The organism is Cupriavidus phytohabitans, assembly GCF_017815025.1.
Taxonomy (GTDB): domain Bacteria; phylum Pseudomonadota; class Gammaproteobacteria; order Burkholderiales; family Burkholderiaceae; genus Cupriavidus.
On sequence record NZ_JAGIQB010000003.1, the window covers coordinates 142,057 to 166,723 of the forward strand.

The window sequence follows — 24,667 nt, forward strand, 5'->3', positions numbered from 1 at the left end:
TTACGAATTGGCGTCGGCATCGGCATTACCGCCCGCCTCTTCCGTCTCTTCCGGGCTGGCGCCATTGTCGGCGTCGCTCTCGACAATGCGCTGCAGGCCGGACAGCTTGGTGCCCTCGTCGACGTTGATCAGCGTGACGCCCTGTGTGGCGCGGCCCATCTCGCGGATTTCACCAACACGGGTGCGGATCAGCACGCCCCCGGTGGTGATCAGCATGATTTCGTCTTCCGGCGAAACCAGCGCCGCCGCCACCACGCGGCCGTTACGCTCGCTGGTCTGGATCGCGATCATGCCCTTGGTGCCGCGGCCGTGTCGAGTGTACTCGGCGATCGGTGTGCGCTTGCCGTAGCCGTTCTCGGTCGCGGTCAGCACGCTGCCGCGGCCGCCCGTCTCGGCTTCCTCGGCGGTTTCCGCCGGCGCCACCAGCATGGCGATCACAGCCTGGCCGTCTTCGAGATTCATGCCGCGCACGCCACGGGCCTGCCGCCCCATGGGGCGAACGTCGTTCTCGTCGAAACGCACCGCCTTGCCGGCATCGGAGAACAGCATCACGTCGTGCTGGCCGTCGGTCACGGCAGCACCGATCAGGTAGTCGCCGTCATCCAGGTCGACCGCGATGATGCCGGCCTTGCGCGGGTTGGAGAACTCGGTCAGCGCGGTCTTCTTGACCGTGCCGCGGGCAGTGGTCATGAAGATAAAGTGCTCGGCGTCGAACTGGCGCACCGGCAGGATCACATTGATCTTTTCGCCGTCCGACAGCGGGAACATATTGACGATCGGACGGCCGCGCGAGTTGCGCGAGCCCTGCGGCACCTCATAGACCTTCAGCCAGTACAGCCGGCCGCGGTTCGAGAAGCACAGGATGTAGTCGTGGGTGTTGGCCACGAACAGGGTATCGATCCAGTCGTCTTCCTTGGTTGCCGCCGCCTGCTTGCCGCGACCACCGCGTTTTTGCGCGCGGTACTCGGAGATCGGCTGGCTCTTCATATAGCCGCTGTGGGACAGGGTGACCACCATGTCCTGCGGCGTGATCAGGTCCTCGGTGTCGAGCTCGGTCGCGTTCAGTTCGATCTGCGAACGGCGGTCATCGCCGAATTCGGCGCGAATGGCAGTCAGTTCGTCGGTGATGATCGCGGTAATGCGTTCCGGACGCGCCAGGATATCGAGCAGGTCGGCGATTTCCGCCATGATGTCGCGGTATTCCTGGACGATCTTGTCCTGTTCCAGCCCGGTGAGGCGTTGCAGGCGCATTTGCAGGATTTCCTGCGCCTGGCTGTCGGACAGCTTGTACAGGCCGTCAGCCTGCATGCCGAATACCGCCGGCAGGCCGTCCGGCCGGTACGATGCACGGCCGCCCGGGGTTTCGCCTTCGGCCCGTGCCAGCATCTCGCGGACCAGGCTGGAATCCCAGGCCTTGGACATCAGTTCCTGCTTGGCGATCGGCGGCGTCGGCGCGGCCTTGATGATGGCGATGAACTCGTCGATGTTCGCCAGCGCCACGGCCAGGCCTTCGAGCACATGGCCGCGCTCGCGCGCCTTGCGCAGTTCGAATACGGTGCGGCGGGTCACGACCTCGCGGCGGTGCGCGAGGAAGTATTCCAGCATCTGCTTCAGGTTCAGCAGGCGCGGCTGGCGGTCGACCAGCGCCACCATGTTCATGCCGAAGGTGTCCTGCAGCTGGGTGTTCTTATATAGGTTGTTGAGGACGACCTCGGGAACCTCGTTGCGCTTGAGTTCGATCACCACGCGCATGCCGGACTTGTCGGATTCGTCGCGGATATCCGAGATGCCCTCGATCTTCTTCTCAGTGACCAGCTCGGCGATGCGCTCCAGCAGAGTGCGCTTGTTCACCTGGTAGGGCAGCTCGTCGACGATGATTGCCTGGCGCTGGCCCCGGTCGATGTCCTCGAAGTGCGTCTTGGCGCGCATGACCACGCGGCCGCGGCCGGTGCGATAGCCCTCGCGCACGCCCTGGATGCCATAGATAATGCCGGCGGTGGGAAAATCCGGCGCCGGAATCAATTCAATCAGTTCATCCACCGTCGCCTGCGGATTGCGCAGCAGATGCAGGCAGCCGTCGACGATTTCATTCAGGTTATGCGGCGGGATATTGGTGGCCATACCCACTGCAATACCCGAGGAACCGTTGATTAGCAGATTGGGAATACGGGCCGGGAGAATAGAAGGCTCTTTTTCAGAGCCGTCATAGTTGCTGTCGAAATCGACGGTTTCCTTGTCGATATCGTGCAGCATCTCGTGGGCGATTTTCGACAGGCGGATTTCGGTATAACGCATGGCCGCGGCGTTATCGCCATCGACCGATCCGAAATTGCCCTGCCCGTCCACCAGCATGTAACGCAGGGAAAAGTCCTGCGCCATGCGGACAATGGTGTCGTATACAGCAGTGTCGCCGTGGGGGTGATACTTACCGATCACATCCCCGACGATACGGGCCGACTTCTTGTACGGACGGTTCCAGTCGTTGTTGAGCTCGTGCATCGCATACAGCACGCGCCGGTGCACCGGTTTCAGGCCGTCCCGCACATCGGGAAGCGCGCGCCCCACGATCACGCTCATGGCGTAGTCGAGATAGGAGCGGCGCATTTCCTCTTCGAGGGAGACCGGAAGGGTTTCTTTTGCGAATGGATCCATTGCGGCGTGGTTTATGCGGCAGGTTTAAGCGAATGACAGGCCCTTTTTCACGTGGCGCGGGCAGGCGCCTGACGGCTGGGCAACGTGCCATTCTAACATGCCGGCACCCCCGGCTTACGGCGCCCGGACAGCCCTCCCGGAGCCGGCCGGCGGCTCTGCCCGAATTCCGGAAACCCTGATGCCACAAGGCTTTGCGGGCGACACAAGACCCATGTTGCACAAACACCACAGGCCCAAAACCCGTGGGGCGAATCGAATATATTTACTTCTTAGGAAACGACCCTTGTGGCACAATTCCCCAGCGAAGAGCCAGACATTGTTCGAAGTGGAGCATAAACCACATCGAGAATGTTATACTCCGAAGAATGTATGACTTGTTTTCGTCCATTTGCTCGCAGTAACCCTGCGGTGATCTCATCCTGAGAGGAGAAATATGAAAAAATTTGCCAAGCTCGCGCTCGTTGCAGCTACCGCAGTAATGGCTGCATCCGCTCAAGCCCAGTCCGTCCCCTACGAAAAGAAGGCAGTGAACGATAACTGGGGCAACGGTACGAGCGAGTACGTGTGGAAGAATGGCACGAACGAGCTCTGCTGGCGCGACAGCTCCTGGACTCCGGCCACCGCCAACGCCCTGTGCGACGGCGCCCTGGCTCCCGCAGCACCGGCCCCGGCACCGGCTCCGGTGGCTCCGCCGGTCGTCTCGAGCGAGAAGGTCACTTTCGCTGCTGACACCCTGTTCGACTTCGACAAGGCCGTGCTGAAGCCCGAAGGCAAGGCCAAGCTGGACGACCTGGTCTCGAAGCTGCAAGGCATCACCCTGGAAGTCATCATCGCCGTTGGCCACACCGACTCGTTCGGTTCGGACAAGTACAACGATCGCCTGTCGATCCGCCGTGCTGAATCGGTCAAGGCTTACCTGGTGAGCAAGGGCGTTGAAGCCAACCGCGTCTACACCGAAGGCAAGGGCAAGCGCCAGCTGAAGGTCGATCCGAAGTCGTGCAAGGGCAACCGCAAGGCCCAGATCGCCTGCCAGCAGCCGAACCGCCGCGTGGAAGTCGAAGTGGTCGGCACCCGCAGCGCACGTTAATCGGATCCTTTCCGATCAAGAAAGCCCAGCGCAAGCTGGGCTTTTTTTTTGATACAGTTGCCCACACACCTCCTCCGCCGGCGTGGGCAGTTGCCGCCGGCCCGCATACGATGACGTTGCCTTCCCAGACCCTGTCCGCCCATCCCGATCCGCTGCGCCGGAACGCCGACCCCAAGGAAATCGACAAGTTCAGCGAGCTGGCCCACCACTGGTGGGATCCCGAGAGCGAGTTCAAGCCATTGCACGAACTCAATCCGCTGCGCCTGGGCTGGATCGACGGGCTCGCCGGCCTGGCCGGCAAGCGCGTGGTCGACGTGGGTTGCGGCGGCGGCATCCTGTCCGAGAGCATGGCACGCCTTGGCGCGACCGTGCGCGGCATCGATCTCTCCAGCAAGGCGCTGAAGGTCGCGGACCTGCACAGCCTGGAGTCCGGCGTTGCCGTGACCTATGAGGAGATCGCGGCAGAAGCGCTGGCGGCGCGCGAGCCCGCCAGTGTGGATGTCGTAACCTGCATGGAGATGCTGGAACACGTACCGGACCCGGCCTCCATCGTGCAAGCCTGCGCGACGCTGGTGAAGCCGGGTGGCCACGTCTTCTTCTCGACCATCAACCGCAACCTGAAGGCATACCTGCTGGCCATCGTGGGTGCGGAGTATGTATTGAACATGCTGCCGCGCGGCACGCACGACTATGACAAGTTCATCACGCCATCCGAGCTGGCGCGCTTTGCGCGCAATGCCGGGCTGGATCTGATGGAGATGCGCGGCATGACCTACAACCCGCTGTCGCAGGTCTATGCGCTGGGCCGCGATACGGATGTGAATTACATGATGGCGTTCCGCCGGGTGGCCGCATGAGCGGGGGCATCGCGGGCGTCTTCTTTGACCTGGACGGAACGCTGGCGGACACGGCCCCCGACCTGGCCGCCGCGGCCAACCGGCTCGTGATCGAGCGCGGCCGCCCGCCTGTGGCGTATGAGAAGCTGCGCCCGGTCGCCTCGCATGGCGCGCGCGGCCTGCTCGGCGCGGCTTTCGGGCTGGCGCCGGAAGACGTGGAGTTTCCGGCGCTGCGGGATATCTTTCTCGACTACTACGAAGCCGACATCGCCGTCCACACGCGCCTGTTCGACGGCATGCCGCAGGTCCTGTCGGCACTGGAAGCGGCCGGCATCCCCTGGGGCATCGTCACCAACAAGATCGCGCGCTTCACGGTGCCGCTGGTTGCCGCCATCGGGCTCGCGCCGCGCGCCAGTGCCGTGGTCAGCGGCGACACCACGGCCCATGCCAAGCCCCACCCTGCCCCGCTGCTGCACGCCGCGGCGAGCGCAGGCGTCGATCCGTGCCGCTGCGTGTACGTCGGCGACGACCTGCGCGACATCCAGGCAGGCAAGGCCGCCGGCATGATCACGGTCACGGCAGCCTATGGCTACTGCGGCGATGGCGAGCCGCCGGAGGCCTGGGGCGCCGACCACCTGGTGCGCCATCCGTCCGAACTGATTCCCCTGCTGGTGCCCGCAGCCGTCAGCTAGCGATGTGGCGGCCGACGCACGGGTGGCCGGTATGGAACTACCCGAGACACTTTGCATCCAACCGGGTACAATCCAGCTTCTTCTCACTGGGGCCGACCTGGTTTCGACGTGGGTTACAAAGCAGTGGAGGGCATACCGAGGACCCGTCACCTCGTTAATCAATGGGAATGCAATAACTGCTAACGACGAACGTTACGCACTGGCAGCCTAAGGGCCGCCGTCCTCGCACTGGCTCGCTGACGGGCTAGGGTCGCAAGACCACGCGAGGTCATTTACGTCAGATAAGCTCCGGAAGTGTCACGGGTCCGGGGACGAAAACCTGGTGACTCGCCGTCGTAGAGCGTGTTCGTCCGCGATGCGCCGGTTAAATCAAATGACAGAACTAAGTATGTAGAACTCTCTGTGGAGGGCTTGCGGACGCGGGTTCGATTCCCGCCGGCTCCACCAGTACACCGCACCGTCCTCGCTGCGACAGCAGCGCAGGATCCTGAACGGGCCATCTGGCCCGTTTTTTGTGTGAAGTTCTCCCCGCCTCGCGTTTCGCCATGTCAGATCACCCCCGCTTCCTCGTCAACCGCTCCATGGTCGCCCTGGTGCCGGAACAGCCGTTCCTGGACTGGATCCAGGCCGTCGATCCGCAGCCCGTCCCCAACCTCACGCTCGAGCAGGTGCGCGAGGACCAGAGCGTGTTCCTACTGCCCGACGAGCTTGCCGACTCGCATGACAACGCCGTGCGCTGGGTGGAGAAGCGCTGGCAGGCGTTCTTCGAATTCATGCTGGGCGAGTGGTTCGACGATTCGGCCTGGCCGGAAACGCTGTCGCTGCCTATGTTCCGGGCGTGGTTCAGCGTGCGCTTCCACTCGATGGTGTTCGACATGGTGCCGGAGCTGCCGGTGATGCACGAGGACTGGGACGAAGACGAAGACGGCTCGGACGTACTGCACTAGGCGTACTTCAGCGACGCTCGGATCAGCGGCGCCGGTTTCGGCATGAGCGCCGCAACTGCCGAAATTTTCCCGGTGCATCGGGAATTTTCCGACCTTAGGCGCTGAGCAGTGCGACTACAGTTGGCTCGTCCTCCAACCGGCAAGGCGGCGCCAACTCCAGCCAACGCGAACTGGCAGGCAAGGCCGCCGCCAGCCTCCCGCAATCGCTGAGACCTATGCACAACGCTCTACCCACCGGTACCCGCCTGCTCGGTGCGCTCAAACGCTGGCTTCTGGTGCTCGCGTGCCTGACAGCCCCGCATCTCGCCCATGCCGACTGTACCGCCACGCCCGCCATGCCCTATCTGCAGACCATGAACAATATGGCGGTGGCTGTGAACCTGCCCGTCGGCAGCGCAATTCCGGGTACCGTCCGCTACTACACCTTCACTGGCCAATGCACGGTGACCCCGCCATACGTGGTTGCCGGCGCGCCGATCATTTCCTGCTACTACGGTTCGGGCAGCGAAGTCATGCCGGGCGTCTATTCCACCGGCGTCGCTGGCGTCGGCATCCGGCTGCGCAACGCCTCGGGACAGCCGATGACCAATGCCTGGGGGGTCAATTGCGATACACGCGCCGCCAACCTCGGCACGGTCAATGCGGACATGACCTATTCCGTATCGGTTTCGGTGGAATTCGTGAAGACCGGCGTCATTTCCACCGGCGATCTCGATCCCACGCAGACACGCTTCGGCTTTGGCGTCTACAAGGGCTCGACGGCAGGAGCGCTCGGCGGCGGCTACGTCAACTACATCGGCTTCTCAGGCAGTGCCTCGCCGCGAGAGATTGCCTGCAATGTCAACTACCCCACCGTGGTGACATTGCCCAACGTCAGCGCCAGTACGCTGGCCACCCAGGGTGCTGCCGGCAATACGCCCTTCTCGATCCAGCTGACCTGCAGCGGAAATGCCATCGTCGGCCTGACATTGGACGGCGCGGGCGGAACCCCGGTGCAATCAGCGCCCAACGGCATACTTGGAATCGCCAATGCGGGGACAAGCGGCAGGGCCAGCGGTGCGGGGGTGCAGATCGTCAACGCCAGTGGCAGCGCGCCCGTGCCGCTTCAAGTACGCAATGCCATGGGCAACATTGCCGCCAACGTGCCTTCCACCTACCGCTTTGGCGCGCGCTATGTCGCCCTGGGCGGCACACCGTCGCCTGGTACGGTGTCGAGTGCCATGATATTTACGCTGGATTACCAGTAGAAACGCGGCGCCGTCAGGCGCCGCTGCTGCGGCTTGCGCCGCCTTCGTGCCGGCTATCAGAGGAACCGGTCCAGCAGCTTGCGGCTGCGCTTGTCCAGCGCCATCAGGTCGCGGATCAGGTAATGGATGCCGTGGCTGTCCGAGACCATCAGCGTATTGCCGGACAGGCGGCGGATCGCCTCTTCCCCACGCAGCACCAGCGACGTGCGGCCGCGATCGGTCTGCACGGTCCACACGCTCGGCGTGGCAAATGTCGAGACCTCGACGATGTGCTCGATCTCCGGCATGAACTCGCGCGACGCGAGTTCTTCTTCGATCATGCTGCGCTCCGCCGCAGGCAGGCTCTCGAGCCGTGGAATCCATACCACCTCATGCCCGTCTGCGCTCATCATGCCAATGCCGCCCTGCGGTGCGGAGATCGGAAAGGCCCGCACCGGCACCACCCCTTCGTGGACAGTGCCGTCGCCATGGATCAACGTCAGGCGGCCGAACGGATTGCGCGACAGCGTGAAAGTCGCGCTGGCTGCTGCATAGATGTCCGCCAATTTCGTGTCAGTGGACATTTGCCACCTCCGGCATTTGGGTCACGGCTTCTTCCCGGTCCTCGTCTTCGGTATCGACATTGCGCGCCTGCGCCTGGTACAGCTTGAAGTAAGCGCCCTCGCGCAACAGCAACTCATCGTGGCTGCCGACTTCGACAATCTTGCCGCGGTCCATCACCACCAGGCGGTCGGCCTTGCGCAGTGTCGACAGGCGGTGCGCGATGGCGATGGTGGTACGGCCCTGCACCAGGTTGTCTAGCGCCTTCTGGATTTCCTTCTCGGTCTGCGTGTCCACCGACGACGTGGCCTCGTCCATGATCAGGATGCGCGGGTTGATCAGCAGCGCACGCGCGATCGAGATGCGCTGGCGCTCGCCGCCCGACAGGGCCTGGCCGCGTTCTCCTACCAGCGAGTCATAGCCGTGCGGCAGGCGCAGGATGAACTCGTGCGCGTGCGCGGCGCGCGCGGCGGCGATGATCTCCTCGCGCGTCGCATCGGGCTTGCCATAGGCGATGTTGTCGGCAATGGTGCCGAAGAACAGGAACGGCTCCTGCAGGACCAGGCCGATATGACGGCGATACTCGGACACCGGCAGCGAGCGGATATCGACGCCGTCGACACGGATCGCCCCTTCCGACACATCGTAGAAGCGGCAGATCAGGTTGACCAGCGTGCTCTTGCCCGAGCCGCTGTGCCCGACGAGCCCGATCATCTCGCCCGGGGCGATCGACAGGTCCAGCCCGCGGATCACCGCCCGGTTGCCATAGCGGAAGCCGAGGTCGCGCATGTCGATGGCGCCTTCGACCTTGTCGAGCTTCGCCGGACGCACCGGCTCGGGCACGCTCGAGACATGGTCGAGGATGTCGAAGATCCGCTTGGCACCCGCCGCGGCCTTCTGCGTGACGGAAACGATGCGGCTCATCGAATCGAGGCGCGTATAGAAGCGGCTGATATAGGTCAGGAAGGCTACCAGCACGCCTACCGTGATGGCGCTGTGCGAGACCTGCCAGATGCCGAACACCCACACGATCAGCAACCCGATCTCGGTCAGCAGCGTCACGGTCGGCGTGAACAGCGACCATACCGCGTTGACGCGGTCGTTGATGGCGAGGTTATGCTTGTTGGCCTCGCGGAAGCGTGTCACTTCGCGCTTTTCCTGCGCAAAGGCCTTGACCACCCGGATGCCGGGGATGGTGTCGGCCAGCACATTGGTGATCTCCGACCAGATGCGGTCTATCTTCTCGAAGCCGTGCCGCAAGCGGTCGCGCACCAGATGGATCATCCAGGCGATGAACGGCAGCGGCACCAGCGTCACCAGCGCCAGCCAGGGGTTGATCGAAACGAGGATTACCGCCGTCATCACGATCATCAGCACGTCGGTGGCAAAGTCCAGCAGGTGCAGCGACAGAAACACGCAGATGCGGTCACTTTCCGAGCCGATGCGCGCCATCAGGTCACCGGTGCGCTTGCCGCCGAAATATTCGAGCGACAACTTAAGCAGATGTTCGTAGGTTGTTATGCGCAAATCGGCACCGATGCGCTCGGATACGCGCGCCAGCAGATAGGTGCGCGCCCATCCCAGGCTCCATGCCACCAGCGCGGCGCCGAGCAGGCCGCTAAGGTACATGCGCACCAGGTCGTAGTCGATCGGCACCCCGTTTTGATACGGAATCAGCACCTTGTCCATCAGCGGCATGGTCAGGTACGGCGGTACCAGCGTGGCGCCGGTGGACAGCAGCGTCAGCATGAAACCGGCCAGCAGTTGCCAGCGGTAAGGCTGCGCAAAGCGCCACAGGCGCAGCAGCGCCCAGGTCGACGGCGGTGTTTCCAGCTCGCGGTTGCACTGCGGGCACTCCTCATCATCCGGCGGCAGCGGCGCCTTGCAGGTCGGGCACACCACTCCGCCTGACTCGCCTGCCCCGACCGCGGAAGCTGCGTCGCGCCGCGTTTCGAACTGGTCGGCCAGCCGCAGCGCGGCAGGATTGTAACCAAGCGTATATCGCCAACTGGCCAGCCTCCCGCCCGGCCCAGCCAGTTCGAGGGCCCCGACCCCCGCATGATCAGTATGGGAAAGGCGCAGTTCGGGCGAGATGTTCCATTCCCGCACATTTTTTTCACCGGGCGCGCGGGCGACGATGCGCTGGTCCGTCACAACCAGCCACCCTTGGGTAAAATGCAGCCTCGCGTCGAGGTCCAGCACCAGTCCGGCCAGGACGTTCTCACCGGGACGGAGCCACGTTCCGGATCCGGCACGCCAGGGCTCGTCGGAGGTGGGTGTGTTGAGGGCAGGCAGGGAGGACTGGGTCATGGATGGCGCAGCGTGCAGCGTCCAGGGGGAAAGGACATAACTTGAAACAAATTTAGGCCGGGCGCGGACTGGCTGCCCGTGAATTCGCCCGCAGTATACATAACAGCGTAAATAACAGCGAACCGCGGGTCGTCCTGATGCACTGCACAAACACTTTTAATCGAAGAAAGTCAACCTGTACTAAGCTGTAACGTTATTGAAAGGTTAGGCTTCCATTTCTCGGGCGTTCCGCCCACTGCCTCAAGCAAATTCAATGAAAAAGAAGGACATTGAGATTTTCGATGTCATGTCGCTGCGCGGCCCGAATATGTGGACATATCGGCCCGTGCTGGAGGCGTGGGTCGATATCGGGGAACTGGAGGACTTTCCCTCCAACACGATTCCGGGGTTCTACGAGCGCCTGGCGGCATGGCTGCCCTCGCTGGTCGAGCATCGCTGCAGTATCGGCGAGCGCGGCGGCTTCCTGCAGCGGCTGAAGGAAGGCACCTGGCCCGGCCATATCCTGGAACATGTGACGCTTGAGCTGCAGAACCTGGCGGGCATGCCCGGCGGCTTCGGCAAGGCGCGCGAGACCCCGGTGCGCGGCGTCTACAAGGTGATCGTCCGTGCCTGGCACGAGGAAGTCACCCGCGCCGCCCTGTTCAGCGCGCGCGATCTGGTCATGGCCGCGATCGAGGACCGTCCCTTCGACGTCGCCGCCGCCGTGGACCACCTGCGCCGCCTGGTCGACGAGCACTGCCTCGGCCCCAGCACCGCGTGCATCGTCGATGCCGCCGACGACCGGGACATCCCCGCCATCCGCCTGTCGGACGGCAACCTGGTCCAGCTGGGCTATGGCGCACGCCAGCGCCGCATCTGGACGGCCGAGACCGACCGGACCAGCGCCATCGGCGAAAGCATCTCGCGCGACAAGGACCTGACCAAGAGCTTGCTCGAGTCGTGCGGCGTGCCGGTGCCGGAAGGCCGCATGGTCGACTCGCCGCAAGACGCCTGGGACGCCGCCGAAGACATCGGCGTGCCGGTGGTGGTGAAGCCCTATGACGGCAACCACGGCCGCGGCGTCTTTACCAACCTGGTCACCCGCGAGGAGGTCGAGACCGCCTACGCGGTGGCGCTGGACGAAGGCAGCGGCGTCATCGTCGAGCGCTTCATTCCCGGTAACGAACACCGCCTGCTGGTGGTGGGCGGCCGCATGGTTGCCGCCGCGATGGGCGAGACTGCCTGCGTGGTCGGCGACGGCAAGTCCACCATCGACGAGCTGATCGAGCTGCAGATCAATTCCGATCCGCGCCGGGGCAGCACCGAAGACCATCCGCTGAACCGCGTGCGCCTGGATTCCGCCGCGCGCCTGGAGCTGAAGCGCCAGGGCATGGACGGCAGCTCGGTGCCGGCGGAAGGCCGCACCGTGCTGATCCAGCGCAACGGCAACGTTGCCTTCGACGTGACCGACCGCGTCCACCCGAGCGTGGCCGCGCATGCGTCGCTGGCCGCGCGCGTGGTTGGGCTGGACATCGCCGGCGTGGATCTCGTGGCCGAGGACATCTCGCGCCCGCTGGCTGAGCAGCGCGGCGCCATCGTCGAGGTCAACGCCGGTCCGGGCCTGCTGATGCACATCAAGCCGGCCGAAGGCACGCCGCGTCCGGTGGGCCGCGCCATCGTCAACCACCTGTTCCCCGAGTCCGAGCAGGACGACTGCGGCCGCATCCCGGTCGTCGGCGTGACCGGCACCAACGGCAAGACCGTGGTGGCGCGCCTGGTCGCGCGCCTGCTGCAGCTGTCTGGCAAGCATACCGGCCTGGCCTGCAGCGACGGCCTGTTCCTGGACCGCCGCCTGGTGCAGGGCGGCGACCGCGCCAACTGGGACGCCGGCCACCGCATCCTGATGAACCGCGCGGTCGAGGCCGCCGTGTTCGAGAACGACAGCGGCAGCATCCTGTCCGAAGGCCTGGTCTATGACCGCTGCCAGGTCGGCGTGGTCACCAACTTCGACCAGCCCGACCACCTCGGCGACTACTACGTCGAGGACGAGGACCGCATGTACAACGTGCTGCGCACGCAGGTCGACGTTGTGCTCAAGGACGGCGCCGCCGTGCTGAACGCGCGCGACGAGCGCCTGGTCGAGATGGCCGAGTTGTGCGACGGCGACGTGATCTTCTTCGGCCTGACGCCGGAGCTGCCCGCGATCATGTCGCACCGCGCCGCAGGCAAGCGCGCAGTGTATGTGCGCGAAGGCAAGATCGTGCTGGCCACCGGCAGCAAGGAAACGCCGCTCGTCGACGTGGCCGCGGTGCCGCTGACCTACGCCGGCCGCGTAGCATTCCAGGTCGAGAACGTGCTGGCGGCCGTGGCCGCGGGCTGGGCGCTGGGCATCTCCAACGACCTCATCCGCGCCGGCGTGGTGACCTTCGACGTCGGCCAGGTCGACGTGCCGGGCCGCTTCACGCTGTTCGAGCGCAACGGCGCCACCGTGGTCGTCGACGACGCCCACAACGCGCCCGCGCTGGAAGCGCTGGCGGTCGCGCTGGACCGTTTCCCGTCCGAACGCCGCATGGTGGTCTACGGCGCCGGCGTGCAACGCCTCGAGGAAGACCTGGTGCGTCAGGGCAAGGTGCTGGGCCAGCATTTCGACCGCGTCTTCCTGTGCGAAGACCGCAGCGTCAAGCGCGACCTTGCCGATGCCGAGGCGCGCGCGCTGCTCAAGCAAGGGCTGTACGAAGGCCGCCGCGTGACCAAGATCATCGACGAAGGCGCACGTGCCCAAGCCATCGAGACCGCACTCGGCCAGCTGGTGCCGGGCGACCTGCTGGTGCTGCAGTGCGACGAGGCCGCCACCGCGGCCACCGTCGACCTGGTGCACCACTGGATGGGCCAGCCTGCGCGCCGCGCCTGAAGCGGCGCCTGAACACAGCGCATTGAAGACACGGAACCATTCCATGGAAGTCTCCCGTATCCGGGCCCTGCGGGGCCCGAACCTGTGGTGCCGCCACACCGCCGTTGAAGCGATCGTGGCCTGCCAGGACACCGCCGACATGCTGTCGGACATGCCCGGCTTTGAAGACCGGCTGCGCGCGCGCTTTCCCGAGATCGGGCCGCTGCGCCCGGACGAGGAATCGGGCGAACTCTCGCTCGCGCACGTCCTCGAAGTCGCCGCGCTGCGCCTGCAGGCGGCCGCCGGCTGCCCGGTCACATTCAGCCGCACCGCTCAGACGATCGAGCCCGGCACCTACCAGGTGATCGTGCAGTACAGCGAGGAAGAAGTCGGCCGGCTGGCATTCGAGCTGGCCGAGGTCCTGTGCCTGGCCGCGCGCGACGACACCGCCTTCGACCTGGCCGACGCGCTGCACCGCCTGCGCGAGCTGGACGAGGACGTGCGCCTGGGCCCCAGCACCGGCTCGATCGTCTACGCGGGCGTGGCCCGCGGCATCCCCTACCGGCGCCTGACGCAGGGCTCGATGGTGCAGTTCGGCTGGGGCAGCAAGCAGCGCCGCATCCAGGCTGCCGAAACCGACCGCACCAGCGCAGTGGCTGAATCGATTGCGCAGGACAAGGAACTGACCAAGAGCCTGCTGCACGCCGCCGGCGTGCCGGTGCCGCTGGGCCGCTCGGTGCGCAGCGCCGAGGAAGCCTGGGCCGCCGCGCAGGAGATCGACGCCCCGGTGGTGGTCAAGCCGCGCGACGGCAACCAGGGCAAGGGCGTGGCGGTGCGCATCCGCACCCGCGAGGAGGTGATGACGGCCTACGAGGTTGCCGCGGACATCAGCTCCGACGTGATCGTCGAGCGCTACATCCCGGGCCATGACTTCCGCCTGCTGGTGGTGGGCAAGCAACTGGTGGCGGCCGCGCGCCGCGACCCGCCCCAGGTCACCGGCGACGGCGTGCACACCGTGCGCGAGCTGGTCGAGGAAGTGAACCGCGACCCGCGCCGCGGCGAGGGCCATGCCACCTCCCTGACCAAGATCCGTTTCGACGATATCGCGCTGGCGGTGCTGGCCAAGCAGCACCTGACCGCCGATTCCGTGCCGGCCAAGGGCACGCGCGTGGTACTGCGCAACAACGCCAACCTGTCCACCGGCGGCAGCGCCACCGACGTGACCGACGACGTCCACCCGGACATCGCCGCGCGCGCCGTGGCCGCGGCGCAGATGGTGGGCCTGGACATCGCCGGCGTCGACGCGGTGTGCGAGACCATGCTCAAGCCGTTCGAGGAACAGGCCGGCGGCATCGTCGAGGTCAACGCCGCGCCGGGCCTGCGCATGCACCTGCAGCCATCGTACGGCAAGGGCCGCGCGGTGGGCGAGGCGATCATCTCGACCATGTTCTCCGATGGCGACGATGGCCGCATCCCGGTGGTGGCCGTGTCCGGCACCAACGGCAAGACTACGACCGTGCGCCTGATCACCCATATCATGGCCACCAGCGGCCTGCGCATGGGCATGACCGGCACCGACGGCGTCTATATCCAGGGCGAGCGCATCGACACCGGCGACTGCAGCGGCCCGCGCAGCGCCCGCAACGTGCTGCTGCACCCCGATGTCGACGCGGCCGTTTTTGAAACCGCGCGAGGCGGCCTGCTGCGGGAAGGCCTGGCCTTCGACCGTTGCGACGTGGCCGTGGTGACCAACGTCGGCGAAGGCGACCACCTGGGCCTGTCGTACATCAATTCGGTGGAAGACCTGGCGGTGCTCAAGAGCGTGATCGTGCAGAACGTCGCGCCGCACGGCACGGCCGTCCTCAATGCCGCCGACCCGATGGTGGTGCGCATGGCCGATGCCTGTCCCGGCGGTGTGACCTTTTTCGCGCACGACCCCAACCAGCCGGCGATGGCCACGCACCGCGCTCAGGGCAAGCGCGTGGTGTTTGTCGACGGTGCCGAGATCGTGGCCGCCGAAGGCGACACCGAGGTGCGCCTGGCGCTGGCGGAGATTCCGCTGACGCGCAACGGCACCATCGGCTTCCAGGTCGAGAACGCGATGTCGTCGATCGCCGCCACGTGGGCGCTGGGCATCGACTGGGCCATCATCCGCCGCGGCCTGGCTACCTTCGTCAATGACGCCGCGACGGCTCCCGGCCGCTTCAACGTGTTCGACTACAAGGGCGCCATGCTGATCGCCGACTATGGCCACAACCCGGACGCGATCCAGGCATTGTGCAACGCGGTCGAGACCATGCCGGCCGGCCGCCGCCTGGTCGTGATCAGCGGTGCCGGCGACCGCCGCGACGAGGACATCCGCCGGCAGACGCAGATCCTTGGCGGCGTGTTTGACGAAGTGGTGCTGTACCAGGACCAGTGCCAGCGCGGGCGTGCCGACGGCGAGGTGCTGGCGCTGCTGCGCGAAGGCCTGCAGGGGGCGCAGCGCACGAGCCAGGTCGAGGAAATCCGCGGCGAATTCCTGGCCATCGACACTGCGTTGTCGCACCTGAAGCCGGGCGACCTGTGCCTGGTCCTGGTGGACCAGGTGGAAGAGGCGCTGGGGCATATTGCGGGGCGGATCGCGCAGGGTTAATTCAATTCCGCCGGTGGTTTGCTCCCCTCTCCCATAAAAGGGGAGCAAACACGCGCAATCTGAGCTTCCTCAGCAACAAAAAGGCCAGTTCTGCGGAACTGGCCTTTTTGCGTGTAGGAAGGCTGATCTCAATGCCTCGCCGGCAACGACAACCGCCGCTCCAGCATATGCTGCAGCCCTGACAACCCCGTGCTCAACACCCAGTAGATCGCCGCCACCGCCAGGTACAGCGGCAAGGGCTGGTACGTCGCCGCGATGACCTCCTGCGCGGTGCGCAGCAGTTCGGTCACCGTGATCACCGACACCAGCGACGTATCCTTGATCAGGCTGATCAGGCTGTTCGACAAACTCGGCACCGCCAGCCGCAGCGCCTGCGGGCCCACCACGTAGCGCAGCGCCTGCGCCGGCGTCAGTCCCAGGCTGTACGCCGCCAGCCATTGTCCGCGCGCCACGCCCAGGATGGCGCCGCGCATGCTTTCCGACAGGTACGCCCCCACGTTCAGGCTCAGCGTCAGCACGCCGGCCGGCGTGGGCTCCAGCGCGATGCCGACACCCGGCAGTCCGTAGTACACGACAAAGATCTGCACCAGCAGCGGCGTGCCGCGCATGATGCTGACATAGGTGCGCGCCACCGCCTTGAGCGGGCGGCTGTGGCTGATGCCCATCAGCGCCACCACGGTGCCGATCACCAGCCCGAACAGCATCGACCACAATGCGAACTTGATGGTCAGCAGCGTACCCTGCAGCAGCACGGGCAGGGAATCGATGACAAGCTGGAGAGCGGACATGGGCGTGGCGGCGGACTAAAGGTAAGAAAACAAAGCGGCGCGGCAGCCATGCAGGCCGCCGCGCCGCGACATGATACCGCCCGGCTCGCTGGCCGGCTTACTTGACCGGCTTACTTGACCGGCTTACTTGACCGCCTTGCCGGCGGGCTTGGTCACGTCGGTACCGAACCACTTCACCGACAGCTTGCCAAGCGTGCCGTCCTTGCCCAGGTCTTCCAGCGCGTGGTTGATGGCCTGCGCGAACTTGGGGTTGTCCTTGCGGAACGGGATGGCCACCTGCGTGGTGGCACCCGCCACGATCGCGCCAGGCCGCAGCGGCAGGTTGGCGGTCTTGACCAGGTAGGCGACCATCAGCCGGTCGTTCAGCGCGGCGTCGACGCGTTGTGCCGCCAGGTCGCGCAGGTACTCGGGCGCGCCGGGATAAGTCTTGACGTCGATGCCCGCCACCGACTTCGCCAGTTCGTTGTAATTGCTCCCCAGGCTGACGCCGAGCTTGTGGCCCTTCAGGTCTTCCAGCGATTTGAACTGGCGCTTGTCGTCCTTGCGCTGGATCAGTTGCGCATCGGAGTAGACGTAGGGCGTAGAAAAGTCCAGCACCTGCTGGCGCTGCGGCGTGACGTTGACCTGGTTGACGATCACGTCGAACTTGCCCGCCTGCAGGCCGGCAATGATGCCGCTCCATTCCGTGGTGACGAACTCGGGCTTGACCCCGAGCTTGCCCGCCACCGCACGCGCCACGTCGACATCAAACCCTTCCAGCTCGTTCTTGGCGCCGCGGAAGCCGAAAGGCGGGTACGTGCCCTCCAGTCCGATCTTGAGCACGCCAGCCTGCTTGACGGTATCGAGCAGGTCGGCGGCATGGGCCGCGGTGGCCGCCAGGCCGGCCCCGGCCATCAGCGAGGCCGCCAGCAGCGACTTGAACCAGCCAGTACGAATCGATCGCATATGTTCTCCAGTGAATGCGCATAGACGGCAATGAGGCAGCAAGTGGGCAGACAACACCGGCTGGCCTCTCGTGGCAGGCTGCCGGCCGGTTGTGCTGCTATGAGCCTATATCGGGCTCTACACTACCGCAAACGCTATCGAAGGCGAAATAACGATTCATCATGGCTATATAACCGCCGGGGCGATCCATGCGCCACGGCGGCCATGCCCCCTCCCCCGTTACTGGTAGGCCTTGTCGTTGGGTGCCGCGAACAGAGCCTTCATGTCTGCCGACAGCGGGTAGTTCATGTTGATGTTGCGCGGCGGGATCGGCGACATGAACCACTTGTTGTAGAGCTTCTCCGCGCGGCCGCTGGTCTGCAGGTCGGCGATCACCCCGTCAGCCAGCTTCTTGAACGAAGGATCGTCCTTGCGGAACATGCAGGCATAGTTCTCGGTCTGCAGCGGAGCGCCGACCACCACCCAATCACCCGCACTCTTGGCCTTGGTGCGCTCGCCATACAGCAGCGGCTCGTCCATGACGAAGGCAGCGGCGCGGCCGCTTTCCAGGATCAGGAAGGACTGGCCATGGTCCTTGGTGCTGATCAGGTTCATGTTCATCGCTTTCTCGCCGTTCATCTTGACCAGCAGGCGCTCGCCGGTGGTGCCAGCGGTGGTGACCACGTTGCGGTCCTTCAGGTCAGTGAACTCCTTCACGCCCGAGTCCTTCTTGGTCAGCATCTTGATGCCGTAGACGAACAGGCTGTTGGAGAATGCCACCTGCTTCTGGCGCTCCAGGTTATTGGTGGTGCTGCCGCATTCGATGTCGATGGTGCCGTTCTGCACCAGCGGGATGCGGTTCTGCGAGGTGATCGGCGTCAGCCGCACCTGCAGGTTCGGCATCTTTAGCTCGCTCTTCACCTTGTCGACGATCTGCAGCAGGATCTCGTGCGAGTAGCCCATCACCTCCTTGCCGTCGGTGTACGAGAACGGGATCGACGATTCGCGGTAGCCCAGCGAGATCACGCCGCTGTCCTTGATCTTCTTCAGCGTGTCGCCGTCGGCAGCCTGGGCCGCGCCGGCAGCGAGCAGCAGCGCGGCGGCCGCGAGAATATGGCGGGTGACAGGACGGGTGGCTGGGCGGGTGTGCAGTGGTTTCATGTCGCGCTCCTTGTAGTGGGGCTTGGTCATTGAGGCTCGTTTTCTCGAGGTAATGCGAACTCACGGGTACTGCAGGAACCATTGCTGCATGCCGCTGCGCTAAGCGCGCGCGGCATCGAAATCCGCGGCGTCGAGGGCCGGGCGACGCCCCGCCAGCCGGTCGGCCAGCAAACCGGCGCTGCCCATCGCCAGCGTGAAGCCCAGCGCGCCGTGGCCGAGGTTCAGCCACAAGCCCGACACGCGCGATGGCCCGATCAGCGGCAGCCCGTCCGGCGTGGCTGGGCGCAGCCCCGCCCACGGCTGCAATTGCGCCAGCGGCAGGTCAGGCACGATGCCGTCGAACAGTGCGCGTGTCTGCGCCACCAGAGTGCCGACCCGCTCCGGGTCGATGCGGGTGCCGCCGCGCACCAGGTCGGCCATGCCCGCCACCCGCAGTGTATTGCCGATCCGCGCGTAAACGATCTTGTTGGCGAAATCCGTTACGCTGATATGTGGCGCGCGTGCGCCGCCGGCCAGCGGCACCGTGATGCTGTAGCCCTTGAGCGGCCACAGCATCGGCCGCACGCCCAGCGGGCGCAGCAGCGGCACGCTGCCGATGCCGCCCGCGACCACGACCACGTCGGCCGGCACCTCGCCGGTGTCGGTGCGCACGCCGGTCACGCGCCCGCCCTGCTGCACCAGCCCCTGCACCACGGTGCCGAAGCGCAGCGACACGCCAGTGCCGCCGCCGTGTTTCACCAACCGTGCCAGCGACACGCAGAAGCGGTGGCAATCGCCCACCTCCTCGCTCGGCGTGTAGATGGCGCCGGCGATCTCGTTGCGGATGCCGGCCAGCGCAGGCTCCAGCGCGACGCAGGCATCACGGTCCATCGCCTGCTGCTCGCAGCCCAGGCTGGCCTGGTAGTCCAGCAGCCGGCAGGCCGAGGCGAACGCCGCTTCATCGCGATGCACCACCAGCTTGCCGCGCCGCGCAAAGTCGAAGCCGAAACCGCTGTCCTCATGCTCGTGCTGCGCCACGAACGCCTGGAGCTGGTCGCGCGAGTAGAAACCCAGGCGCAGCAGCTTGCGCGTGGTGGCCTCGCTGGTGCTGGCATTGCAGGCGCCCATGAAGGCGGCCAGCCAGCGCCATTGCGCGGGATCGGCTACAGGGCGGAAGCGCATCGGCGAATCGCGCCGCAGCAGCCAGCCCGGCACCTTGCCCATCACGCCCGGTCCGGCCAGCGGCGCCACGTAGCTGTAGCTGAGCTGCCCGCCATTGGCAAAGCTGGTTTCCTCGCCCGGACCCTGGTGCCGTTCCAGCACCGTCACCTCGTGCCCGTCCTGGGCCAGGCGCCACGCCGTTGTCATGCCGACCACGCCGGCGCCCACGATCACTACCCGCATTGACTTCCTTGCCGCATCAAAAGACCGATGCCAGAGCGTAAAACAGCGGGGCCGGCTTGCCCAATGCGAATACGTGCCAGAATATGTCTTCAGGCTATGGATGGCCTGTGCCTATCGTTCCAGACGCCCCAAATCCCATGCGCCTGCGCCAGATCGAAGTCTTCCGCGCCGTGATGCTGACCGGCACCGTCAGCCAAGCCGCGCGCCTGCTGCATGTGTCCCAGCCCGTGGTCACGCGCGTGCTGCAGCATGCCGAGGCCTCGCTCGGCTTTCGCCTGTTCGAACGCGTGCGCGGGCGGCTGCAGCCGACGCCTGAGGCCAACGCCTTGTATGGCGATGTCGAAAGGCTATACGGCGAGATCGAGCGGGTGCGACGCGTCTCGGAAAGCCTGCGCCACAAGGGCGCCGGGCGCCTGCGCGTGGCGGCCACGCCGAGCCTGGCCAACCCGCTGCTGGTGCCGGCGGTGCGGCGCTTCTGCGCGCGCCACCCCGACACCCAGGTGCAGGTGCTGACCCACCATACCGATGAGATCGTCGGCGCGCTGCTGGCCAACCAGATCGACCTGGGTTTCGCCTTCTCGCCGCCGCGCCACGAGGCCATTTCAAGCGAACCGGTGGCCAGCGGCCGCATGTTGCTGGCGGTGCCGCGCGGCCAGCCGCTGCCCGCCGCAGGGCGCCGCCGCCAGGTGCCGATGCAGCGGCTGATGGACCGCCCCTTCATCGGCTATGACGACAACAGCTCACTCGGCCTGCTGGTGCGCCAGACCTTGGCGCGGCACGCGCTCGAGCCGCGCTCGACGCTGGAGGTGCAGACCTACTCGCTGGCGCTGGCGCTGGTCGATGCCGGACTCGGCCTGACGCTGCTGGACCAGTACACCGCGCTCAGCGCCAACCCCGCCCATGTGGCGCTGCATGACGTGGCGCCGGAACTGCCGTTCGAGATCCAGATGCTGCGCGCCAGCCACCGCGCCGGCTCCAGCCTGGCCGACGACCTGCGCGTGCAGTTCGCGCAGGCCGCACAGGAACTGGCGGCCACGCTGCCGCAGCGGCTGGAAACGCCGGTGGTCAGCCTGGACGGCGCGCTGCCGGGCGGCGCCAGGGTGCGCACGGCGATACTGGAATGACGGCCGCGCCGGCGCCGATTTGACAGCGTTACAGGCGGTGCACCATTATCAGGACGCCTGCACTCGCTGGCCGCAAGCGCCAGACCGCCTATGTTCGTCCTGACCCTGACCGCCCTTGTCCTGGTCAGCGCCTTCTTCTCCATCTCCGAGATCGCGCTGACCGCCGCACGCCGCACCAAGCTCCAGGTCTTGTCCGATCGCGGCGATGGCCGCGCCACGCGCGTACTGCTGCTCAAGGAAGAGCCAGGGAATTTCTTCACCATCGTGCAGATCGGCGTCAACAGCGTGGCCATCCTCGCCGGTATCCTCGGCGAGAAGCACGTGTCCGACCTGCTGCTGGAAACGCTGTCGCCGTATATGCAGGTGGTCCACGCGCAGCGCGTGGCCAATATCGGCTCGTTCCTGATCGTGACGCTGCTGTTCATCCAGTTTGCCGACCTGATCCCCAAGCGCATCGCAATGACATTCCCGGAAGCGTGCGCGCTGGCCGTGATCGACCCCATGCTGACGCTGCTGCGCGTGCTCAAGCCGCTGGTGTGGGTCTTCAACGCCGCCGCCGATGCCGCGCTGCGGCTGCTGCGACTGCCGACCAAGCCGGTCGACCAGATCACCACCGAGGACATCGCCGCCATGGTCGATGCCGGGGCCGAGGCGGGCGTGCTGCACAAGCATGAGCTGCACCTGATCGAGAATGTGTTCGAGCTCGGCTTCAAGGGCATCACCGCGATCATGACGCCACGCGACGACGTGGTCTGGCTGAGCCTGGACGAGCCAGCCGACAGCGTTCGGCGCAAGCTGGTCAACCAGCCGCATGCGCAATACCCGGTGTGCGGGCACGACCTGGACGACGTGCAGGGCTATATCGATTCCAAGGACATCCTGCAGCTGCTGCTGGCCGACGAGACCGCCGCGGTGATCGGCAATATCGGCCGCCACCACGACAAGAACGTGCTGGTGATCCCCGACACGCTGACGCTGTCCGAGGGGCTGACGCGCTTCCGCGAGATGCACCAGAACTTTGCCGTGGTCATGAACGAGTACGGGCTGGTGGTGGGCATCGTCACGCTCGACGATATCGTCGGCGCGCTGATGGGCGACATCCTCTACTCCAGCGAAGACGAGCAGATCGTGCGCCGCGACGACAGCTCGTGGCTGGTCGACGGCCTGACGCCGCTGGTGGATCTGAAGAAAGCGCTGGAACTCGATGCCCTGCCCGGGGAGGACTATGTCGACACCGCCGGCGGGCTGGTGATCTACGCGCTCAAGCGCATCCCGAAGAAATCCGAGTCAATTACCGTGGCGGGCTATCGCTTTGAAGTGCTGGACATCGACCATCACAAGATCGACCAGCTGCTGGTATCGCGCCTGCCCGCGCCAGAAGAGCCTGCTGCGCGGCAGCCGTAGCCGATCCTGCCTGCCGATAACGCTCCAGCGTATCCGGCATGCGGAACCACGCCACGTAGCTGAACGCCACCACCACCGCGGCCGCGGCCACCGCGCCGAGCCGCCACGGCGCCACCACATCCCGTGGCGCCGGCACGTGCAGCGTGCGGTAGGCGGTGCCGAGCAACGCGATCCACGCCAGCCCCAGCGCATAGCCCGCTGCCACGTCGGACAGCCAGTGCATGCCCAGGTACAGCCGCGACACTCCGATCGCCACCACCGCCACCACGGTCAGCGCCAGCACCGGGATGCGCACGCGCCATGGCTGGCGCAGGCACAGCAGGAACGCCAGGAAGCCGTACGTCACCATGCTGCTGGTGGCGTGGCCGCTGGGAAAGGAATACGACTCCAGCCCGCTATAGATGCTGGCCGGCCGCACCCGCGCCATGCCGAGCTTGAGCGCCATCACGCAGGCGCGCGCGCCGAGCAGCGCCGCGGCCCAGTACAGCGCCGTAACCCACGCGCGCCGCCACCACAGCCACGCGAACACCGCCACGCCGACCGCCACCGAGATGCGCGCACCGCCCAGCTCGGTCACCGCGACCATGGCGATATCGAGCCAGCCGCGACGCCATGCGCGCAGCTGCGCGAACACCAGCTGGTCGAGATGGACCACTTCCTCGCCCTGCGCGATTTCGGCGGCGAGCCAGAACAGCGCTGCTCCGCAAGCCAGCAGCGCGGCGCCGGCCACGAGCACCAGCAGCAGTTCGGCGATATCGCGTTCCAGCACGCGCAGTGTCAGCGTGCTCAACCGGCGCGGCCGGTGCTGTGCGGCCACGCGCGTCGACAAGGCACCGGCGCCCCAGACGCGCATGCCGTCGAGCCAGCGCACCAGCGGGCGCAACAGCGCCACCAGCAGCGGCACCAGCAGCGGCACCAGGCACAGCAGCAACACAGTGGCAAGCGTGAACAACCCGAGCAATCCCAGCGCCGTGCCGGGCGTCAGCCATGCATCGGCGATCGCGCCCACGCGCGCCGGCAGTTCAGGCACGCGACACGCCGGTGCCGCCGATGCGCGCGATATTGGCGCGCGCCGGCGCCTCGCAGTCGGCAAAGGCCGGCGTCAGGAACAGGCGCGGCCGCTGCGCCAGTTCGCCGAGGAAGGCGGCACGGTGGCGCCCGAACTCCGCCAGCAGTGCATCGCCGTGCAAACCGGTGCGCGCGGCCAGCATGGCGCGGTTCTCGGCGAAGACATCGGCGCTGTGGGCATCGAATACGCCGGGCGGCGCGGCCAGCCGGAACAGGTCGAGATCGAGCACGGTGTCCGCGCCGTCGATGGTGGGCGTATGCGTGCGGGTGTCGCGCACGATCTGCGCGGCACGGCCGAGGTCGGTGCGGTCCACCTCCGGCGCAATGGTCTCCACCAGGGCAGCCGAAGCCGACTCGTTGTGCTCGCAACCCGGCACATAGACCGCGTCGTGGCACAGCACCGCCAGCGCCTGCGCCGGATCCAGCGCGACGCCGCGCGCGTGGGCGACCTCGAACATCTCGAGGACATGGCGGCGCCCGTGGTAGTGCCGGTATGCCGAGTCATACAGCGCCAGCACATCCAGCACCGTCTTGCGTGGCAGGAAGTCGAGGCAGGCCAGCGCCGCGGGCCAGTCCGGGGCAAAGCGCGGCACCTCGCCCTGCGGCGTCGTCACGGGTTCGGTGAATACGTCGGCGCGGCGCACCCAGAGCAAGGCGGGATCGCGCATCGCGCGATAGACGACAGCCGGCGCAAGGTCGGCCTCAAGGCGACCGATACCCACGACGGCATAGGCACCGCCCTTATGGTGGCGGTACGGCATGCCGGCAATGAGGTCAGGGTCGTCGGGCAGTTCGGCGGGGTCGCCGTGGAATTCGGCAGGCGTGGCGGGTGGCAGTGTCATCGGTGGCCTCGTTCATGGCAGTCCGCTGGATCGCCATGATAGTGCACCGCCAGGCGCTGGCTGCGATGAAACCGACCGCAAAAAAACAAAACCGACGCTCACTTGCGTGGGCGTCGGCCTGAGTTTTACTACAGCCTGTCCGGCGGTCGAGACCGGGC

Annotated in this window: 18 protein-coding genes and 1 other RNA gene; 10 read left to right on the forward strand and 9 right to left on the reverse strand. The window is 66.1% G+C overall.

The features are described from left to right. Positions 1–2,652, reverse strand: a complete 2,652-nt coding sequence (gene gyrA / locus J8I34_RS03130; protein ID WP_029045718.1) for a DNA gyrase subunit A — start codon at positions 2,650–2,652, stop codon at positions 1–3. A gap of 433 nt (positions 2,653–3,085) precedes the next feature. Between gyrA and ompA the strand changes: the two genes are divergently transcribed. The 6 genes from ompA to J8I34_RS03160 all read left to right on the forward strand — a co-directional run bounded on the left by ompA (position 3,086) and on the right by J8I34_RS03160 (position 7,461). Next, positions 3,086–3,739, forward strand: coding sequence for an outer membrane protein OmpA (ompA, locus tag J8I34_RS03135; RefSeq protein WP_029045719.1), 654 nt, complete (start codon positions 3,086–3,088; stop codon positions 3,737–3,739). A gap of 110 nt (positions 3,740–3,849) precedes the next feature. Beyond that, positions 3,850–4,596, forward strand: a complete 747-nt coding sequence (gene ubiG / locus J8I34_RS03140; RefSeq protein ID WP_209805298.1) for a bifunctional 2-polyprenyl-6-hydroxyphenol methylase/3-demethylubiquinol 3-O-methyltransferase UbiG — start codon at positions 3,850–3,852, stop codon at positions 4,594–4,596. Next, on the forward strand, positions 4,593–5,267 hold the full coding sequence (gph, locus tag J8I34_RS03145) for a phosphoglycolate phosphatase (RefSeq protein ID WP_029045721.1): 675 nt from the start codon (positions 4,593–4,595) through the stop codon (positions 5,265–5,267). Before ubiG ends, gph begins: the two co-directional genes overlap by 4 nt. A gap of 88 nt (positions 5,268–5,355) precedes the next feature. Further along, positions 5,356–5,714: a transfer-messenger RNA gene (ssrA, locus tag J8I34_RS03150) on the forward strand. Between the two features lie 98 nt (positions 5,715–5,812). Beyond that, positions 5,813–6,214 carry a hypothetical protein gene (locus tag J8I34_RS03155; RefSeq protein WP_029045722.1) on the forward strand — a complete coding sequence of 134 codons (402 nt, stop codon included), beginning with the start codon at positions 5,813–5,815 and terminating at the stop codon, positions 6,212–6,214. A 215-nt stretch (positions 6,215–6,429) separates the two neighbouring features. Next, positions 6,430–7,461 (forward strand): fimbrial protein, encoded by a 1,032-nt coding sequence (locus tag J8I34_RS03160; protein WP_209805299.1) that lies wholly within the window; start codon positions 6,430–6,432, stop codon positions 7,459–7,461. Between the two features lie 56 nt (positions 7,462–7,517). Here J8I34_RS03160 and J8I34_RS03165 read toward each other — a convergent pair whose 3' ends face one another. Beyond that, positions 7,518–8,024 carry a cyanophycin metabolism-associated DUF1854 family protein gene (locus J8I34_RS03165; protein WP_051320361.1) on the reverse strand — a complete coding sequence of 169 codons (507 nt, stop codon included), beginning with the start codon at positions 8,022–8,024 and terminating at the stop codon, positions 7,518–7,520. After that, positions 8,014–10,311, reverse strand: coding sequence for a cyanophycin metabolism-associated ABC transporter (locus J8I34_RS03170; RefSeq protein ID WP_209805300.1), 2,298 nt, complete (start codon positions 10,309–10,311; stop codon positions 8,014–8,016). The genes J8I34_RS03165 and J8I34_RS03170 overlap by 11 nt, the downstream gene beginning before the upstream one ends. A 253-nt stretch (positions 10,312–10,564) precedes the next feature. Here J8I34_RS03170 and cphA (J8I34_RS03175) point away from each other — a divergent pair, with 253 nt between their 5' ends. After that, positions 10,565–13,201 (forward strand): cyanophycin synthetase, encoded by a 2,637-nt coding sequence (cphA, locus tag J8I34_RS03175; protein ID WP_209805301.1) that lies wholly within the window; start codon positions 10,565–10,567, stop codon positions 13,199–13,201. Positions 13,202–13,244: 43 nt separating this feature from the next. Further along, on the forward strand, positions 13,245–15,815 hold the full coding sequence (gene cphA, locus J8I34_RS03180; RefSeq protein ID WP_209805302.1) for a cyanophycin synthetase: 2,571 nt from the start codon (positions 13,245–13,247) through the stop codon (positions 15,813–15,815). A 128-nt stretch (positions 15,816–15,943) separates the two neighbouring features. Here the strand turns inward: cphA (J8I34_RS03180) and J8I34_RS03185 are convergent, their stop codons facing one another. From J8I34_RS03185 to J8I34_RS03200, 4 genes are all read right to left on the reverse strand, one after another. After that, positions 15,944–16,603: an amino acid ABC transporter permease gene (locus tag J8I34_RS03185; protein WP_029045728.1), complete on the reverse strand. Its 660-nt coding sequence runs from the start codon at positions 16,601–16,603 to the stop codon at positions 15,944–15,946. A 123-nt stretch (positions 16,604–16,726) separates the two neighbouring features. Then, complete coding sequence (locus J8I34_RS03190; RefSeq protein ID WP_029045729.1) at positions 16,727–17,548, reverse strand: transporter substrate-binding domain-containing protein; 822 nt, start codon at positions 17,546–17,548, stop codon at positions 16,727–16,729. Positions 17,549–17,767: 219 nt separating this feature from the next. After that, complete coding sequence (locus tag J8I34_RS03195; protein WP_029045730.1) at positions 17,768–18,688, reverse strand: glutamate/aspartate ABC transporter substrate-binding protein; 921 nt, start codon at positions 18,686–18,688, stop codon at positions 17,768–17,770. Between the two features lie 99 nt (positions 18,689–18,787). Then, entirely contained in the window at positions 18,788–20,071 is a 1,284-nt protein-coding gene (locus J8I34_RS03200) for a D-amino acid dehydrogenase (RefSeq protein ID WP_209805303.1), read from the reverse strand. A gap of 137 nt (positions 20,072–20,208) precedes the next feature. On the opposite strand from J8I34_RS03200, the gene J8I34_RS03205 reads away from it, so the two are divergent. Then, entirely contained in the window at positions 20,209–21,195 is a 987-nt protein-coding gene (locus J8I34_RS03205) for a LysR family transcriptional regulator (RefSeq protein WP_209805304.1), read from the forward strand. Positions 21,196–21,285: 90 nt separating this feature from the next. Beyond that, entirely contained in the window at positions 21,286–22,599 is a 1,314-nt protein-coding gene (paeA, locus tag J8I34_RS03210; protein WP_209773287.1) for a polyamine export protein PaeA, read from the forward strand. Here the strand turns inward: paeA and J8I34_RS03215 are convergent. Both J8I34_RS03215 and J8I34_RS03220 read right to left on the reverse strand, forming a co-directional pair. Beyond that, positions 22,487–23,629 (reverse strand): phosphatase PAP2 family protein, encoded by a 1,143-nt coding sequence (locus J8I34_RS03215; RefSeq protein ID WP_209805305.1) that lies wholly within the window; start codon positions 23,627–23,629, stop codon positions 22,487–22,489. The two genes, paeA and J8I34_RS03215, sit on opposite strands and share 113 nt — an antisense overlap. Continuing rightward, on the reverse strand, positions 23,622–24,509 hold the full coding sequence (locus J8I34_RS03220) for a DUF1653 domain-containing protein (RefSeq protein WP_209805306.1): 888 nt from the start codon (positions 24,507–24,509) through the stop codon (positions 23,622–23,624). Before J8I34_RS03220 ends, J8I34_RS03215 begins: the two co-directional genes overlap by 8 nt. Between the last annotated feature and the right edge of the window lie 158 nt (positions 24,510–24,667).

Coding starts and splice junctions, on each gene's coding strand:
- J8I34_RS03165 (WP_051320361.1), bottom strand. CDS start 8,024: ATGTCCACTGACACGAAATTGGCGGACATCTATGCAGCAGCCAGCGCG.
- J8I34_RS03190 (WP_029045729.1), bottom strand. CDS start 17,548: ATGCGATCGATTCGTACTGGCTGGTTCAAGTCGCTGCTGGCGGCCTCG.
- J8I34_RS03185 (WP_029045728.1), bottom strand. CDS start 16,603: ATGTCCGCTCTCCAGCTTGTCATCGATTCCCTGCCCGTGCTGCTGCAG.
- ubiG (WP_209805298.1), top strand. CDS start 3,850: ATGACGTTGCCTTCCCAGACCCTGTCCGCCCATCCCGATCCGCTGCGC.
- cphA (WP_209805302.1), top strand. CDS start 13,245: ATGGAAGTCTCCCGTATCCGGGCCCTGCGGGGCCCGAACCTGTGGTGC.
- paeA (WP_209773287.1), top strand. CDS start 21,286: ATGTTCGTCCTGACCCTGACCGCCCTTGTCCTGGTCAGCGCCTTCTTC.
- J8I34_RS03205 (WP_209805304.1), top strand. CDS start 20,209: ATGCGCCTGCGCCAGATCGAAGTCTTCCGCGCCGTGATGCTGACCGGC.
- J8I34_RS03200 (WP_209805303.1), bottom strand. CDS start 20,071: ATGCGGGTAGTGATCGTGGGCGCCGGCGTGGTCGGCATGACAACGGCG.
- J8I34_RS03220 (WP_209805306.1), bottom strand. CDS start 24,509: ATGACACTGCCACCCGCCACGCCTGCCGAATTCCACGGCGACCCCGCC.
- cphA (WP_209805301.1), top strand. CDS start 10,565: ATGAAAAAGAAGGACATTGAGATTTTCGATGTCATGTCGCTGCGCGGC.
- J8I34_RS03160 (WP_209805299.1), top strand. CDS start 6,430: ATGCACAACGCTCTACCCACCGGTACCCGCCTGCTCGGTGCGCTCAAA.
- ompA (WP_029045719.1), top strand. CDS start 3,086: ATGAAAAAATTTGCCAAGCTCGCGCTCGTTGCAGCTACCGCAGTAATG.
- J8I34_RS03195 (WP_029045730.1), bottom strand. CDS start 18,688: ATGAAACCACTGCACACCCGCCCAGCCACCCGTCCTGTCACCCGCCAT.
- J8I34_RS03170 (WP_209805300.1), bottom strand. CDS start 10,311: ATGACCCAGTCCTCCCTGCCTGCCCTCAACACACCCACCTCCGACGAG.
- J8I34_RS03155 (WP_029045722.1), top strand. CDS start 5,813: ATGTCAGATCACCCCCGCTTCCTCGTCAACCGCTCCATGGTCGCCCTG.
- gph (WP_029045721.1), top strand. CDS start 4,593: ATGAGCGGGGGCATCGCGGGCGTCTTCTTTGACCTGGACGGAACGCTG.
- gyrA (WP_029045718.1), bottom strand. CDS start 2,652: ATGGATCCATTCGCAAAAGAAACCCTTCCGGTCTCCCTCGAAGAGGAA.